The 15,976-nt window shown below is 43.5% G+C and carries 15 protein-coding genes and 3 pseudogenes; 8 read left to right on the top strand and 10 right to left on the bottom strand.

The genetic code is table 11. The annotated features are described in order from the left end of the window. The first annotated feature begins 2 nt into the window (after positions 1-2). The 3 genes from V7K48_RS32520 (at position 3) to V7K48_RS35305 (ending at position 1,464) form a co-directional block, all read left to right on the top strand. Positions 3-386 (top strand): hypothetical protein, encoded by a 384-nt coding sequence (locus V7K48_RS32520; RefSeq protein ID WP_335079088.1) that lies wholly within the window; start codon positions 3-5, stop codon positions 384-386. A 137-nt stretch (positions 387-523) separates the two neighbouring features. After that, entirely contained in the window at positions 524-1,297 is a 774-nt protein-coding gene (locus V7K48_RS32515) for an SDR family oxidoreductase (protein WP_335079086.1), read from the top strand. Between the two features lie 26 nt (positions 1,298-1,323). Beyond that, complete coding sequence (locus V7K48_RS35305; protein ID WP_442949505.1) at positions 1,324-1,464, top strand: hypothetical protein; 141 nt, start codon at positions 1,324-1,326, stop codon at positions 1,462-1,464. A 253-nt stretch (positions 1,465-1,717) separates the two neighbouring features. On the opposite strand, the pseudogene V7K48_RS32505 reads toward V7K48_RS35305, so the two are convergent. The 7 genes and pseudogenes from V7K48_RS32505 to V7K48_RS32475 all read right to left on the bottom strand — a co-directional run. Next, positions 1,718-1,822, bottom strand: a pseudogene (locus tag V7K48_RS32505) (Uma2 family endonuclease); the annotation flags it as partial. A gap of 17 nt (positions 1,823-1,839) precedes the next feature. Then, positions 1,840-3,786, bottom strand: coding sequence for an amino acid transporter (locus V7K48_RS32500; protein WP_335079084.1), 1,947 nt, complete (start codon positions 3,784-3,786; stop codon positions 1,840-1,842). Positions 3,787-4,507: 721 nt separating this feature from the next. Next, a complete protein-coding gene (locus V7K48_RS32495; protein WP_335079082.1) occupies positions 4,508-4,969 on the bottom strand; it encodes a Uma2 family endonuclease in 462 nt (153 codons plus the stop codon). Beyond that, positions 4,966-5,157: a hypothetical protein gene (locus V7K48_RS32490; protein ID WP_335079080.1), complete on the bottom strand. Its 192-nt coding sequence runs from the start codon at positions 5,155-5,157 to the stop codon at positions 4,966-4,968. Before V7K48_RS32490 ends, V7K48_RS32495 begins: the two co-directional genes overlap by 4 nt. Positions 5,158-5,301: 144 nt before the next feature. Then, complete coding sequence (locus V7K48_RS32485; RefSeq protein WP_335079078.1) at positions 5,302-5,613, bottom strand: hypothetical protein; 312 nt, start codon at positions 5,611-5,613, stop codon at positions 5,302-5,304. After that, a complete protein-coding gene (locus tag V7K48_RS32480) occupies positions 5,591-7,219 on the bottom strand; it encodes a Na/Pi cotransporter family protein (RefSeq protein ID WP_335079076.1) in 1,629 nt (542 codons plus the stop codon). The genes V7K48_RS32485 and V7K48_RS32480 overlap by 23 nt, the downstream gene beginning before the upstream one ends. A gap of 762 nt (positions 7,220-7,981) precedes the next feature. Continuing rightward, entirely contained in the window at positions 7,982-8,125 is a 144-nt protein-coding gene (locus tag V7K48_RS32475; protein ID WP_335079200.1) for a hypothetical protein, read from the bottom strand. Between the two features lie 19 nt (positions 8,126-8,144). Between V7K48_RS32475 and V7K48_RS32470 the strand changes: the two genes are divergently transcribed. Beyond that, positions 8,145-8,426, top strand: coding sequence for an Rpn family recombination-promoting nuclease/putative transposase (locus tag V7K48_RS32470; RefSeq protein ID WP_335079074.1), 282 nt, complete (start codon positions 8,145-8,147; stop codon positions 8,424-8,426). Positions 8,427-8,549: 123 nt separating this feature from the next. Here the strand turns inward: V7K48_RS32470 and V7K48_RS32465 are convergent, their stop codons facing one another. Continuing rightward, the gene (locus tag V7K48_RS32465) at positions 8,550-9,941 is read right to left on the bottom strand and encodes a malic enzyme-like NAD(P)-binding protein (RefSeq protein ID WP_335079072.1); all 1,392 of its coding nucleotides are present in this window, start codon (positions 9,939-9,941) and stop codon (positions 8,550-8,552) included. A gap of 262 nt (positions 9,942-10,203) precedes the next feature. Then, entirely contained in the window at positions 10,204-10,350 is a 147-nt protein-coding gene (locus V7K48_RS32460; protein WP_335079070.1) for a hypothetical protein, read from the bottom strand. A 174-nt stretch (positions 10,351-10,524) separates the two neighbouring features. On the opposite strand from V7K48_RS32460, the pseudogene V7K48_RS32455 reads away from it, so the two are divergent. Beyond that, positions 10,525-10,755 (top strand): annotated as a pseudogene (locus V7K48_RS32455) (TonB-dependent receptor domain-containing protein); the annotation flags it as partial. A 407-nt stretch (positions 10,756-11,162) separates the two neighbouring features. Here the strand turns inward: V7K48_RS32455 and V7K48_RS32450 are convergent. Next, positions 11,163-11,867, bottom strand: coding sequence for a Uma2 family endonuclease (locus tag V7K48_RS32450; protein ID WP_335079196.1), 705 nt, complete (start codon positions 11,865-11,867; stop codon positions 11,163-11,165). Positions 11,868-12,208: 341 nt separating this feature from the next. Here V7K48_RS32450 and V7K48_RS32445 point away from each other — a divergent pair, with 341 nt between their 5' ends. From V7K48_RS32445 to V7K48_RS32435, 3 genes and pseudogenes are all read left to right on the top strand, one after another. Then, positions 12,209-13,207, top strand: a complete 999-nt coding sequence (locus V7K48_RS32445) for a helix-turn-helix transcriptional regulator (protein WP_335079068.1) — start codon at positions 12,209-12,211, stop codon at positions 13,205-13,207. A 145-nt stretch (positions 13,208-13,352) separates the two neighbouring features. Beyond that, complete coding sequence (locus tag V7K48_RS32440) at positions 13,353-14,702, top strand: TonB-dependent receptor plug domain-containing protein (RefSeq protein ID WP_335079066.1); 1,350 nt, start codon at positions 13,353-13,355, stop codon at positions 14,700-14,702. Between the two features lie 18 nt (positions 14,703-14,720). Next, positions 14,721-15,974: pseudogene (locus V7K48_RS32435) on the top strand (TonB-dependent siderophore receptor); the annotation flags it as partial. Between the last annotated feature and the right edge of the window lie 2 nt (positions 15,975-15,976).

The raw sequence follows: 15,976 nt of genomic DNA, 5'->3' as shown, positions 1-15,976 counted from the left end.
ATATGTCTGTACTTTGTCAGATTGCATTGGTTGATGATGAACAAAAATTTATAAACTTTGTAAACCACTATTATCATCCGCCTAGTGGTTTTGCTGGTTGGGGGAGATTTTATGGTGAAGTACCTGCAATTGGTACAACACTACAGATCAATTGGAGTGATTATGAGCTAGTAAATAATTTGCTATTTCCTGAAAATCATGAAAGCGATCATGAAAGAATATCAGATTACTTTAAAATAATTTATCATCATCGACATCTTGTCCCAAAACCTGAGTATTACAGTACATCTAGCAGTGATCCTAAACGTAGCTTAAATGTAGGGCATTACACAGTTTCTCAATGCACTGTTTATGTTGTAAAAGCAAGCGCTGACATTTACGTTTAGCTCTGCAACTTAGCAATTGTGATTACGAAGTCATAATCAACGAAAATAGGTCGCCCTAAATTTTCTCTGTCAGGAACTTGCTAAATTGCTAAATTGTATATTTCAATTAACACTGGACTCTTGACTTTTGACTAACAATGACTTCTCTAGAAAATCAAATCATTTTGATTACTGGTGCAAGCAGCGGTATTGGTACTGCTTGTGCGAGAATCTTCGCTGGTGCGGGTGCAAAACTGATCTTAGCAGCACGACGGTTAGAACGTTTGCAGCAGCTAGCAGATACTCTCAATAAAGATTTTAGTACTGAAATTCATTTGTTACAGCTAGATGTGCGCGATCGCACTGCTGTCGAATCTGCCATTTCTACTCTCCCCTCTGCCTGGTCTGACATCGACATTCTGATTAACAATGCTGGTCTAAGTCGTGGTTTAGACAAGTTGCACGAAGGCAGCTTTCAAGACTGGGAAGACATGATTGATACTAACGTTAAAGGTTTACTTTACCTTTCCCGTTATGTCGTTCCTGGAATGGTGAGTCGCGATCGCGGTCATGTGGTAAATTTAGGTTCCATTGCCGGACATCAAACCTATCCCGGCGGCAATGTCTACTGTGCTAGCAAAGCAGCTGTGAGAGCAATTTCTGAAGGTTTAAAACAAGACCTGTTGGGAACGCGAGTCCGTGTAACTTCTGTTGACCCTGGGATGGTAGAAACGGAATTTAGTGAGGTGCGCTTTCACGGAGATACTGAACGCGCTAACAAAGTTTACCAAGGAGTTACACCCCTGACAGCAGATGATGTGGCTGATGTGATATTTTTTTGCGTGACGCGATCGCCCCATGTCAATATTAATGAAGTTGTGCTGATGCCTGTTGACCAAGCTAGCGCTACCTTAGTAAATCGGCGAACATAAAAGTAACCCATCTTATATAATTTATCGTGAGAACTTTTCCGCAAACACAGCCCAATGTGGCGCTAATGGATTTGCGAATGCCTAAGATGGAAGGTGCTGATGCGATCGCACTCATTATTCGTAGCGGGGATTATCTCGATATTGGGAGAGAAAGTCTTCAAATGTGAGTGTTTTTGGGGAGATATATGTCATGAAAGTCAATCTCCTGAAGACAAGTTGTTTTGATTATAAGTTAATCGTCATCGCTCTTAATGTCTTCCTTTGAGAGAATACTGTGACCCCATCACCGCTTTGCGTCTACGCACTTCTGGTGATAGGGTGAAAACAGGCGTTGTCTAGTGATGCTGTGATCAAAAACCAGTCAAAAAACTTAAAAGCGATCGCGTTTAGATAAGTATCTGCAAGTTCAGGCAATCGCTAAGGGCTAGTGGTTGATCTGTCAATTAGTTCTGCATCTGCCAGTTCATAGCGGGGATTATCTCGGTACTGAGAGAGAAAATCTTCAAAGATAAGTGTCCTCTTCAATCATCCGTGATGCTTACTTAACCCCCGACATGAACGCCAGGACGCCTGTGGGGATTCTTTTCCGCCCGACGGAGTACTTCACGGGTGACCACAGCAATATCACCCTCCCCAAACAAGATAAAACGCAGTAAGTATTGTATGGGGTTGCCCTCAACCCAGCCGAAGTAGGCATGGGGAATCTTACCTGTTTGGTCACGAATATAAAGCAGTAAAGCCGCGATCGCATTAGGTACTGCTGCACTTTCAGCCCGGAGGATGTGGTAATCACCAACTTGCACCCCTTTTACTTTGATGACATCGGCAAATTCCGAAGCATCAGATACCTTAATTTCTAGAAACAGAATTGGATCGTTGGGTGGAATATGGTTGTCCTCGCGTACCTCTTTCTCTTTCATAAAATACTCTAGGACATCGCCCTTATTCAGCCGATTTGCAATCAACCGGATTGCTCCCTGGCTTTCTTCGGCAAGGAATTGGCCAGCAAGTTCGTCAACTTCGATCCGCTCTGTTCGCAGTTCCGTTGAACGCCAAACACGAGAAACCAGCGAGGTAAAAATGATCGCGCCGATGAAAAACCCAGCTATCCTAATCCCTTCTGGTCTTTCGATGATATTGACAACAGTAGTATATATAAACAACAGTGTGATGATTGCAAAGAGGAGTCTTGCCCGCTTCTCTCTATGACGGTGGGCTGATAGGGTGACGGCAAAGGCAGCTGAAGTTATCAATACAAGCACACCAGTTGCGTAAGCCCCACCTTGGGCTTCCACATTTGCCTGGAAGATAATTGTGACCACAAAAGCGATCGCTGTGTAGACTAACACTAAAGGTCGCGTTACTCGAGCCCAATTGGGTGCCATGCCATAGCGTGGTAGGTAGCGAGGCACAATATTCAGCAGCCCTGCCATTGCAGATGCACCTGCAAACCACAAAATGGAAATAGTACTTAGATCGTAAATTGTGCCAAAGCCATTGCCTAAATGCTGATGTGCTAAATAAGCAAGGGCGCGTCCGTTGGCTTTGCCCCCAGATGCAAATTGTGCAGCGGGAATCAGGAGAGTGGTTATAAAGCTGGTGGTGAGCAAAAAGAAGCTCATAATCACAGCAGCAGTGGTGAGCAGCTTGCGTGTATTCCGAAGCCGCCCTTTAGAATCCTCATGAGTGTCGCTGCTGCTCCCCTTTACCAGGCCCATAACGGTGACGCCAGTCTCAAAACCTGACAATCCCAGCGCTAGCTTGGGGAATATCAAAAGAGCAATGCCGATTAGGATCAAAGGGTTGGAATGGCTGGCAAAAAGTGCAGTGTGCCAGTTAGCGATCGCTTCAGGGTGAGTTAGGATCTGATACAGACCGACGCTAACGACAATGAAGTTTAAAACCAGATAAACTGCCACCAAAACTACTGCAATACCAATTGCTTCTCGGAAACCTTTGAGGAAAACTGCACCTAGTAATGCAACTAATACCAGGGTGATTTCGATCGTCTGATTGTGAAGCCAATATGGAGCCAGCGGATTTTCGATGATATGGGCTGTAGCATCAGCAGCCGACAGGGTAATGGTAATAATAAAGTCGGTTGCGACAAAGCCGAGTAGGCACAGCACAAGTAATTTGCCTTGCCACCAAGGGAGCAAACGCTCTAACATTGCGATCGACCCTTCACCATGAGGGCTTTCGGCAGCAATGCGCCGATAGATTGGCAATGCTCCAAAGAGCGTCAGCAAAACCAGAACCAGGGTAGCCACAGGAGAAAGAGCGCCAGCTGCCAGTGCTGCAATCCCAGGTTGATAGCCAAGAGTCGAGAAATAATCTACACCAGTCAAGCACATCACCTGCCACCAAGGATGCTGGCGATGTATTTCTTGCTTGCGGTGAGGTCTTTCCTTCCCTCGTCGGTCTTCTTCAAGCAACCAGCGGATTAACTGTCTGCTGAGGCGTTTTGTTGAAACAATTGATTTAGCCATCAAATACGGTTGTGTTGCAAAAGTTGGCTTTGTGATTTTTTTAAGCCTTTGTGGTTTATTAAAATTTTCAACTACAAAGATATAGCACTATCTATTGTAGATTAAGCATCCTGTCCAATTTATAAAATAATAGTAGCTGTTCGTAATTGTCTGGCGGATCAAGATTAATTACAGCTTCTGGTATCGGAAGAATCAATACTGTAACCGTATATTTGTGGTTTAACGCTTTCGCACCCTTAGCACCTTTAAGCTACATCAGTTCTAAAAAAAGGGCGCTACTAAATAAGACAGGTACGCAATTAACAAATCTACCCTAACGCTAGTTGGTAAATCTAAAGAAAATCTGAGCAGATACGGAAAATTAGAATTTTCTCAAAAACTCGTAACTTTTGGTCGTACATAAGTGCGAAAATAGTTTTGATTGTGTTGTACTTATATAGTTTTTGTTTTTTAATAAACAAAAACTGAAAATATTCAATGGTGTAAACTTAATTGGGTTTGCTAACCCTAATAGAGAGTTTTTCTCAGCAAAGGTGATGTTTAGTGACAAGCCCTGACGCTCTCTACGAGACGCACAAGGGACATGGACTCGCTAACACCCTTGGCATCTCCCCAACTCTTCTCTACGAGAGGCTGCGCCCAGGAAACGCTGTTTCGCGTTAGGAAAAGACTAACTTTCAAGTCCTGAGGTTGAAAGCTTTAATCTCCAAACTACTAATGCTCAACCTTGCTTTTGCTGAAACTGGCTCAATAACCAAGCTCCAACTTGAGATTGATTCATTTCACGGCTACGGCGTAAGGCTTCCTCTAAAGTAGACATCGCCAGCCCAGGCAATACCTGTGATTCCTGGATACGTTTACTACCTTGCTCTTCGATCGCATAGGCGATGATTTGGGCATTTTGTACATCGACTACCCAGTATTCAGTAACACTTAACTCTTCATAGAGCGATCGCTTTGTACCTAAGTCATCCAGCAGCGATGTTTTCGCAATCTCAATCACCAAATCCGGTGCAGGATACCGATCAAGGTTGACAATTCTTGTACCTGCTGGGATAGTTTGGGCGCTTTCTCTAAGGTAATACGCCACATCGGGCTGACAGTCCTGAACTCCAGTTTTACGAAAGGTGGTTGTATCTAAACCTGTAGCTGGAATCCCTTTAAGTGCTGCAAATAGAGTCACTGCAAAAAAATTACAACATGGTCTTGACCATGATCAAAACTAACTGGTGCCATCTCTAGCCTCATGTGTCCCTTATAGTAGTAACTCTTTGCCTTTTTGTTGAACAAGTTAGCGATCGCTTGCTCATACTCTTGCCAAGAAGCACAAATCCATATATCTGTCGGTAACTGGGTCTGAGTTTCACTCATTGCCTAACCCTTATGCCAGTAATCTATATCTCTTGTAACTCAAATTCTAAACTTCTAGCTCAACTCCTTAACCTTTGAAGCCAAATGTCCGAGTTCTGAAGGGGATATTTGACCTTCTGAAGTCCAAGTTTCGTGTTCAGAGGGTCAAACTTGCTGTGATGAGGGTGAAGCTTGGAGTTCAGAAAGGGAAATTTCAGGCTTTTTGCTCGGATGTTCGAGTTCTGAGGTTGAAACTTTGAGTTCTGAGGTCGAAGCTTGGAGTTCAGAAGGGGAAGTTTCAGGCTTTTTGCTCAGATGTTGAAGTTCTGAGGTCGAAACTTCGGGTTTTGAGGTACAACTTTCGAGTTCTGAGCTTGAAACTTGAGGGTTTGAGGTTGGATGATGGGGATTGGAAGGCGATCGCTTCTTCTTCTGCTCAAACCTGTCAACAATATTACAACTCTCCCTGAATAACACGGGCAATACTACAAGTATGGGAGAGAATACGACTCATCGCATTAATCATTTCCAAATGAATGGAACTAGCATTAAGACTCACAGAATCTCCTGAACTGAGATACTGGTGATGCCTTAGATAAATTTCCCGCTTAATTTGGTTGAGTGACTGCCGCTGCGTCAAAACTTCACCTGCGATCATTGGATCTTGTGCAGCCAGCCCTGTCAGTGTTTGTTGCAGCAGTGCCAGCACATCACGGTGGTAAGCAACAATATCGTTCCACTCTTGCTGAGAAAAAGCAATTTGTTTGCGTCGTTTGCGTCGAGCTAATCGCATGAGTTGTCGGTCGATGATGTCGCCAATTGCCTCTAACTCCGTACTGATATAAAGCAATGTCAACTCCCGTTGCGACTGTTCCTCCGTCAGTAATTCATCATCGAGTTGAATTAGGTAATGCTTGATAGCAGTTTCCAGATCGTCAAGCTGGTTATCAAGTGCTCCAATCTGTTTAGGCAAATCTTTCACACCGTCTTCAAACGCCTGAATACTAAGCTGTAGCATCTCTGTTGCCAAATCCGCCATCCGCAGAATTTCGCGCATTGCTTGACCGAGTGCAACGGCAGGTAATGTCAACGCATTGGGATCAAGGTAGTGGGCACTCAGTTTCTTTTCTGCTTCAGGTTCTGGTAACAGTCTGGTAGCGAAGTCTGCAAGTGAATTTGCTAGTGGTACAAAAACGATCGCCAGGATCAAGTTGAATCCCAGGTGTGCCAATGCTACTTGTGTTGATGGATTGGGCAAAAGACGAGTCAATAACACCGTCAAGGGATTCAGCAATGCCAACGCCAATGCTCCCCCAGCCAGCCTCGTACCAACATAAATGAATCCTAGTCGGCGGGCAACGACGCTGCCTCGGTTCAATGCAGTCAGTAACGGCATGAGTGTTGTGCCGATATTGGCACCCAGTGTTACTGCTAGAGCAGCTTCCAGTGGGAGGGCATGTGTCCCAGTTAGCACCATTACGATTCCAATCGCCGCGATGCTGGAGACAAACACTGCTGCCAGCAGCACCCCCAGTAGGATCAACACCAGGGGAGACTGGGAGAGTACCTGCATAATGTCATTCGTAATCGAACTATCGGCAATGGGGACACAACTGGCGTCAATCATTGCCAACCCCTGCAACACCAATCCAAAACTGAATACGCCACGCCCAAGATCCCGCAGAGCTTTGCGTCGGGTCAACAAAGCAAATGCTGCCGCTAAACCCAGAAACTCTTGTGCATAGTCAGTGATGTGGAAAGCCAGCAGTTGCACTACCAATGTAGAGCCAACCGCAGCTCCCTGTAGCATGATCACTGCGGTTGCTAATGGCACCAACTGGGCGCTGACTAGTCCCACCATCACTGAGGCAGTTGCTGTGGAGCTTTGGGTTAGCATGGTTACGATCATACCTGACACAAAAGCTGCCATTGGACGCTTCGCCAGCGTAATCATCACAAGCCGCAGACGTGAATCCAATGCCCGCTCCATTGCATCAGTAACTTGTTTTACACCATAGAGAAGCAGCGTGGAACCTCCAATTAACAGTATCAGGATTTGTGTAGGGTCGTGAGTCTTGAGCATCAGCACACTTACATTACTAAAGTTCTAAAAAACACCTAGAGCAATAGACTTACCGTATTTTAATAGTAATTTAGGAAGAAGTTAAAATCAGGTTAAATAAACATGGTACGGTGTATTTAAGAAATACCCAAAATACAGAATTCTAATGAAATAGGATAAGCCCTTTCAAAGTGGGTAAAAATGTTGGTCAATCAATCCCTTTTTAACTTCTTACCTCTGTGTTATCTGCGTCTGAAGTGGTTAGATAAATTACTTTTAATCCGTAGAGGCACAGAGAGAAGTTGGAGCGATGGCTTCTACCGTTGGTGCAACCCGCCGCAGGCATCTGAACTAGGGTGAGTGCTGAGAAAAAACAATCTTATTTTAGGAGTCATCTTGAAAGGGCTAGTCCTATAACCCTTAATGATGCCTCTTCAGAAATGATTTTTTAGGATAAATACTTTTGTGTAGGCGTAGCCTGTCGTAGACATCGCTCTCAAAATTCAAATTTTTAACTTTTGAACTCGGAATTTCGACCTTTTTGCTCGAACGTTGAGCCTTTGAACTCGGAACTTCGACCTTTTTGCTCGAACGTTGAGCCTTTGAACTCGGAACTTTGACCTTTTTGCTCGAACATTGAGCCTTTGAACTCGGAACTTCGACTTTTTTGCTCGAACGTTGAGCCTTTGAACTCGGAACTTCGACCTTTTTGCTCGAACGTTCAAACTTTGAGCTTTAAATTTGCACTTCAACAGTGCAATTGGTAAGCTATTTTCTACAGCGCTACCTGTTGAGACTTGACTTTCCTATTTCTACGGGAAAACCGTTGCCCCATTTCTTCAACCATGTATCTAAACCTGTCCCCTGACCACTGACTTTAGCATAGTTATATACTTGCAATGCAGCTGCATATGCTTCGCTGCCCACAGCCAGGGAAATTATACAATTGATAAAAACGATATTAATTTACAAATTGCCGCGCTTGAGCCGGGAGGAGATGGGAAAAATGTTTGGATTAAGTGAGTTAAAGCAAACTAGATTTTACCAAGAAGTTTTTGCAGAGGGTAAAGAAGAAGGCAAGTTAGAAGGAAAACAGGAAGGTAAGCTAGAAGGCAAGTTAGAAACAATACCTCAGCTATGGGCGTTAGGATTGAGTATTGAACAGATAGCTCAAGCGTTAGGTTTAGACGAACAAGTTGTTAGGCAAGTTGCACAACCGAAATCATAAAATAATGGGGAGTACCCAAAATGGTTTACTGGTTTTGGCAATTTCCCTATAGGAGATTGCATAGAAGGATGTGCTGTGGGACGGGCGAGACGCTCATCCCACAAGATTCATTATTTTAGTTAATTAATTCCGAGCGATACCTTCTTCACGCGCGGCGCGTTGCACAGCAGCAGCAACAGCAATGACGACACGCTCATCAAAGACTGAAGGAATAATATGTTCTCTAGTCAAGTCTGAAGGCTTGACTAAGGAGGCGATCGCACTTGCAGCTTCTAAGTACATTGTGGTGGTAATTGCCTGGGCCCGACAATCTAAAGCACCACGGAATACCCCAGGAAAAGCTAAGACGTTATTAATTTGATTTGGGTAATCACTGCGACCGGTAGCGATCACAGCAACATATTCACTAATTAATTCTGGCTGAATCTCTGGAATGGGATTTGCCATTGCAAACACAATTGGGTCTTTCGCCATCGAATGCACCATTTCTGGTGTCAAAACTCCCGGTGCGCTGACACCAATAAAGACATCTGCCCCTTGCATTGCACCCGCTAACGTACCCTGAGCTTTCACAGCAAATTCGAGTTTTTCTTGTGTCAAATCGGTACGACTGGTAGAGATAATCCCTTTAGAGTCGCACATCCAGATTTTTTCTGCCCCAGCTTTAGTCAGTAATCGAGCGATCGCCACACCAGCCGCCCCAGCACCATTAATCACGATCCTGATTTGGGCCATTGACTTATTTACCAGCTTTAGGGCATTAAACAACGCAGCCAAGGTAACAATTGCTGTACCGTGCTGGTCATCGTGAAAAACGGGGATATCTAACTCCTGGCGCAATCTCTTTTCAATTTCAAAGCAGCGAGGTGCAGCGATATCCTCTAAATTCACACCCCCAAACACCGGAGCGATATTCTTAACTGTCTGGATAATTTCATCTGTATCTTGGGTGGCGAGACAAATGGGAAAAGCATCCAGCCCCGCAAATTCCTTGAACAGCATTGCTTTGCCTTCCATGACTGGTAGGGCCGCTGCTGGCCCGAGATTTCCTAAACCTAAAACAGCACTACCATCGGTAACAATAGCAACAGTGTTTTGTTTGATGGTTAACTTGTAAACTTCCTCTGGGTCTTGAGCGATCGCTGTACAAATTCGACCGACTCCGGGCGTGTAAGCCATTGCTAAATCAGAAACACTTCTTAAGGGAATTCTGCTGGTAATGCTGATTTTGCCACCGCGATGCAAATTAAAGGTGCGATCGTAGACACTGAGTAACTTGATATCTGGCAATGCTTTCACTGCTTGCACAATGGTTTCAGCATGTTCAGTACTAGCAGCATCCACAGTCAGATCGCGGGTGGACTCTTTGCGGGTTTGCTCGATTAAATCAATTTGACCAAGATTACCACCACTGGTAGCGATCGCCTGGGTTATCGATGCCAACATCCCTATACGATTGGGAATCTGCAAGCGTAGTGTCAAACTAAAACTAGAATTAGGAGTTAGGTTTGCCATGTTGATTTTTGGATTTTAAGTTCTAGATTTTATATTGAATTGAGACGAAAACTAAAATCTGAGATTTGTAGCCAGTGGAAAGACAATGATGTCAGCTCCAGGGGGAACACTCAGTAGTTAGTTTACTCACTACTCATATTTTTGATAATTATTCTTATTTATACCAATGTATTTACTAATATAAATGAGTAGCAATTTAGTAATTGTACCCAAATACACCAGATATTTTTTTAATATTTTATCTGTGAAAATATTTGTATAACTATAGTTTCGTCAAAAAAGCGCCCTCTAGACAGAGAGCATGAATTACAGGCGCGTAGGCGTAGCCCGTCGTAGACATCGTTGCCACAGGTACTGTCTCACCAGCAACCAAATCCAGGAAAAAGTTGTAAGCATTGCGCTCGTGCATTACTTCTATACCCAAATTGCGCGGTTAGACATGAACGCTTATACCAATGCCCAAATCACCAAAGACAATCAATATGCAGTTGGTAATTTGTTGGACAGCGTTGCTAAGAATACTGTTAGTCTGTGGACAACCTATGAAATCTAACGTGGGAGTTTACAAGGTTTAGGATTTGGATTAAGACTGTATTATGTGGGCGATAGACAAGGCGATTTGGATAACAGTTTTGTGTTGCCCAGCTACTTCCGCACGGATGCAGCACTTTATTACAAACGCAACAACTGGAAATTTGCGCTCAATATCAAGAATCTTTTTGATGAGAAATATTACGAAACCAGCCAGGGAAGAGATATCATCTATCCCGGTGCGCCGTTGACTGTGTTGGGCACAATTTCGTGGGAGTTTTAGTGCCTGTGGTAGGCAGTTAGGGAAGTAAGGGGACGAAGGGGTTGGAGTTTGAGCTTGGGGTTATTTTACATTGGCGATCGCCAGGGAGACTTAAACAACACGTTTACTGTCCCAAGTTATTTACGCACAGATGCTGCTATATTCTACAATCACGGAGGTTTTTGAGCCGCAGTCAATGTTAGGAGTCTGTTTGACGTTGACTATTTTGAGACTTCCCACAGGCTACGTGTTTTCCCAGGTGATCTGTTGACGGTGGTGGGGTCGATTTCCTGGGAGTTATAAAGAAATTTTAGTAGTCAACAGGCGATCGCTAGAAACAAGATCCCCGACATCTTTGAGATATTGGGGATCTGTCTGTCGCTTTCAATTCTCACAAATAAAATAGAATTGCTATATTTATTAATAATTCAAATCTTAGACTGTTGTGATAAATGCTGCACAAACTCAACGTGTTCTTTTGAACTCAACCCTTGTTGCAAGACTGCTAAAACTTGCGTCATGTTTCCTGTAACTAGTGAGGTGACAGCTAACCACAAACCTGGAAATATCCGACTCTTAATCACATCATCTTTATCTGCTACGAGTGGTAAATACTCACCATTTTGTAAGCAGAACCAGTCGAGTTTATTTTCCAAAGTTTGCCAGACGATGTATTCCTGTACTCCGTTGCGACGGTAGGCGCGTTTTTTGTCGTATAAATCAATAGATGCACTACTGCCAGCTACTTCTGCTACTAATTCCGGTGCGCCTTCTACGTAATCATTTTCACTGATTTGTGCCTGTCCCCTAGTTGGTTTATCTATCAACAGCAAAACATCAGGTTGTGGTTCATTGTCCAAATCCAAGCGCACGGTAGCATTGTCGCCTAGCTCTACACCTAGAGTGGAAACTTTGTAATTTCCTAACCAGACAATTAAGTTTCCATGAGGTAAACCATGACTTCTAAAATGCAGGGGTGATGCCACGTAGACGACTCCTTCGATTAATTCTGCTTTTTTATTGGGCATTGCTGTATAACGACGCTCGAATTCGTGGCGGGTTAAGCGATCGCCACTTTCTAAAGGAGGGATGGAAGCGCTATTATTTAAGCCATGTTCCACAGAAGCCGCCATTGCCTGATTCCTCATCCGCAGGAGTTGTAGCTTGAATCTAACATAGTGGAGCGCGATGTCTTCCACAAGCCGCCCAGAGGGCATTTACATAAAAGCATCATTTATTCTTGCCTCCAAATTCAGTACAAGAATTAATTTATTACTCACATTTTTAGCAAAACTTCAGCATTATTACTAATTGACAAAATTGATTTCATTTTAAACTCTCACAAATGGCGCCAACCAGACGCTGTTTGCGTTCGCTTAGAGCGACGCAGGAGCGTCACCCGTAGGGCTTGCTGTAGACATTACTCTCCCTACTAATAGATACTATTTCTCAATAAGTAGTTGAGAGTATTACCATGACCATTCGTCTAACTGGGACAGAAGACTTTGGGGAATTTTGCCAAGATGTGCAGTTGTTTAATGATTATGAAGGAAAAGAACAATTGTCTACTTGGTTTGGTAAATACAGCTTTCGCTTGACTGGGCTTCGCCATAATCTTGAGCTAGGAATTCATAACAATGAGTATTCTCAACCAGTAATTTTTGAGCAAAAACACGATGACTCATCTTTGCTGACATCTAAGTTTTTTCTGTCTAGTGGTGTCAGAACTGTTACACCAAATGTGCCCGGAGTCAGTGACGATTATGAAGAAGTTGCAGGTTATAACTACTTATTTTGCTTACCTGATGTTCGGGAGTTTGAACATTTTAATGCAAACAAATGCACTCAATGTATCAGTATTTATTGGTATCCTGATTTACTTGACAGTTTCCAGGGAAGCTTTGAACAGTTGCCTACTTTGCTTGAGCAGTTGAGAGAAAATCCCATAAAAGAGCACTTCCATCAGCCGTTAGAAGCAACCACACCTGCAATGTGGTTAGTACTCAAACAAATATTGCAGTGTCCGTTTCGAGAAAAACTTAGACAAATGTATTTAGAAGCAAAAGTGCTAGAACTACTGACACTTCAGATTGCACAATGGGGGGAAAATCATCACTTATTGCAGCGATCGCTTTATTTCCGTGCTGATGAAATTGAACGTTTGCATCACGCCAAAGCTATTTTAAATCAAAGGTTGCCACATCCACCTTCTCTACTAAATTTAGCCAAAGAAATCGGACTCAATGACTTTAAGCTCAAACGCGGATTTCGAGAAGTGTTTGGGACTACGGTATTGGGATATGTGCAATCCCTGCGGCTAGAGCAGGCAAAACAGCTACTCCGAGGCACTAATTTGCTGATCACACAAATTGCTTATCAAGTGGGATACGAAAGTACGAGTCATTTTAGCTATCTGTTTAAGCGGCAATTTGGCATGACTCCTAGAGAATATCGTCAGCCAAAAGGCTTGTAGCAAAAAGGATATCCCGATTCCGATAAAAAAAAATCCTGATTCCGATATTTGCGCTTACCTAAATTTCGTATTCTCATAAACAGGGTTATATAAAATAATTCTCAAGTATCAACTCTGTTTTGAGAAATCTGATTGGGTGTGTGGAATGATGAAACTGTTGTGTAAGCGTAGCCCGTCGTGGACATCGCTGTTTATTTCCTGTTTTTTTGTTGCTGTAGTCATACAACCAACTCAAGCAAAGCAAGTAACTGAAATTCAAAGTGTACAAGAACTAGACCGTTCCGCAACAACAGTCAAAGAATGGTTTGCTCAGATAGAACAGCAGAACCCCCCTTTACCAGCCCAAAATCAAGGGGGTGAAGTTATACAAGTGACTTCAGTCAAGGCAAACCCCACATCTTCGGGTGTGGAGGTGATTTTACAGACTTCCATTGGGCAACAATTGCAAGTAGTGAATCGTTCTTCTGGCAATGACTTTATTGCTGACATTCCCAATGCCCAACTGCGTTTACCCAACGGTGAGGCTTTTATATTTCGCTCTACTAAACCAATCGCAGGTGTTAGCGAAATAACGGTAACAAACTTTGATGCCAATACTATCCGGGTGAGTGTAACGGGGGAAGTAGGTGTACCAACTGTTGAGTTGTTTGACAGTCCAGATGAGGGTATTATCTTCTCTGTGGCGAGTGCTGTACCCTCCACACAGCCACAGCAGCAACCTCAAACGCAATCAACTCAGCCAGAAACTCAGATACAGCCAAGTCTTCCATCAACACAGGGTGATGAACCGATTGAACTGGTGGTGACGGGTGAACAAGATGGATACACTGTGCCAGAAGCGAGTACTGCAACTTTAACTGATACACCTTTACGTGATATTCCTCAGTCGATTCAGGTGGTTCCTCAACAGGTAATCAAGGATCAGGGAATCACGCGGATTGTGGATGCGGTTCGCAATGTATCTGGTACTCAGATCGGAGGAGGCTATGGCAATCTTTTCGGTGAAGTCAGAATTCGCGGTTTCGGTGGCGGTCAGTTAGTAGATGGGTTTACTGGTTTACTTCCTGTCAATGGTGCCAACATTGAACAGGTGGAAGTGCTCAAAGGCCCAGCTTCAGTACTGTTTGGAGAAGGAGATCCGGGTGGTCTAGTAAATTATGTGACGAAAAAACCTTTAGACACCCCCTATTATTCTGCTAGTTTCACGGCTGGCAGCTACGATTACTATAATCCTGCAATCGACCTGTCTGGACCACTAACGACCGATAAAAAGTTATTGTATCGTTTGAATGTTTCCTATGAAAATTCTGGCAGCTATCGGGATTACATTGAAAACGATATATTATATATTTCTCCGGTTCTTAGCTACAGAATTAGTGATGCCACAACCCTAAACTTCGCCTATGAATATCTGAATTCTAAACAAGGGTTTGACCGAGGCTTTAGTCCAGAAGCAATCTATTTAACGTTGCCTAGAAATCGGAATTTAGCTTAACCCGATGATTTTTCCAATACTGAAAGCCATCGCCTCGCGCTAACACTCAATCAGCAGTTTGGTGAAAATTGGCGGCTGAGAAGCAGATTTTCCGCACAATTTGATGAAAATGGTGAAAAAGTTACCCAAATTGGCAATCCTCTTTTAGAGGATGGTCAAACGTTGCCGCGACAGCAGTATGGTGATGGTCCGAATTATACACAAAGTTATGCTCTGCAAACCAACTTAATTGGTAAATTCAACACGGGTGCGATCGCCCATCAACTGCTGTTAGGTCTGGACTGGAGCCATAGCACCTCTGATACCAATAACGCTTATGGTATTGATGATTTCCCTTTGATAGATATTTTTGAGCCAAACTATAACGTTCCCTTGCCTGAGCGCATCTATAGCGGCCCTTATACCACTAAAAATAACGGCATAGGAATTTATCTGCAAGACCAGGTGACATTATTGCCCAATCTGAAGTTGGTTCTAGGCGGGAGATATGACTCTTTTGACACAAGCAGTGAAGATTTCAGTAACCCTGACGAACCGCAAAACTCTAGTGCTAACTCTAAAGCCTTTTCACCGCGTGTGGGCATCGTTTATCAACCAATCGAACCGATTTCGCTGTACGCCAGCTACAATCGCTCTTTTATATCCAACTTAGGGACTCTAAAAGCAGGCCGGATACAAATAGAGCCTTCGCGCGGTACACAGTACGAAGTCGGCATCAGAGCTGAACTTTTAGACAAGCGACTTTCAGTAAACCTTGCAGCCTATGACATTACTAAAACAAATATCCCTACTATAGACCCTAACAACGACCAATTCTCAATTGCAATTGGAGAAGTGAAAAGTCGAGGAATTGAACTGGATGTAGCCGGGGAAATTTTACCGGGTTGGAAAATCATTGCCTCTAGTTTTATTAATGATGCCTATGTTAGCAGAGGTTATGCCGGACTTCCCGAAGGTCGCCATCTGACAAATGCACCATATCAAGGCGCGAGTTTCTGGACAACTTATGGATTTCAAAAAGGTAACTTGCAAGGATTACAGTTAGGTGCAGGGTTGTTTTTTAAAGGCGATCGCACTGCCAACATCGATGATCCGTTTACTCTACCGTCTTATGTCACAACCGATGCCTTAATCGCTTACAAACGGGATAATTGGCAAGTTGGACTCAACTTTAAGAACATCTTCAACGTCAAATATTACGAATCAAACGACTACCTCACCTTCCCCCAAGCACCATTTACCGTACAGGGCACAATTTCAGTGACCTTTTGACC

The organism is Nostoc sp. (assembly GCF_036919615.1).
Taxonomy (GTDB): Bacteria; Cyanobacteriota; Cyanobacteriia; order Cyanobacteriales; family Nostocaceae; genus Nostoc.
This window is presented reverse-complemented; position numbering and strand designations above follow the sequence as displayed.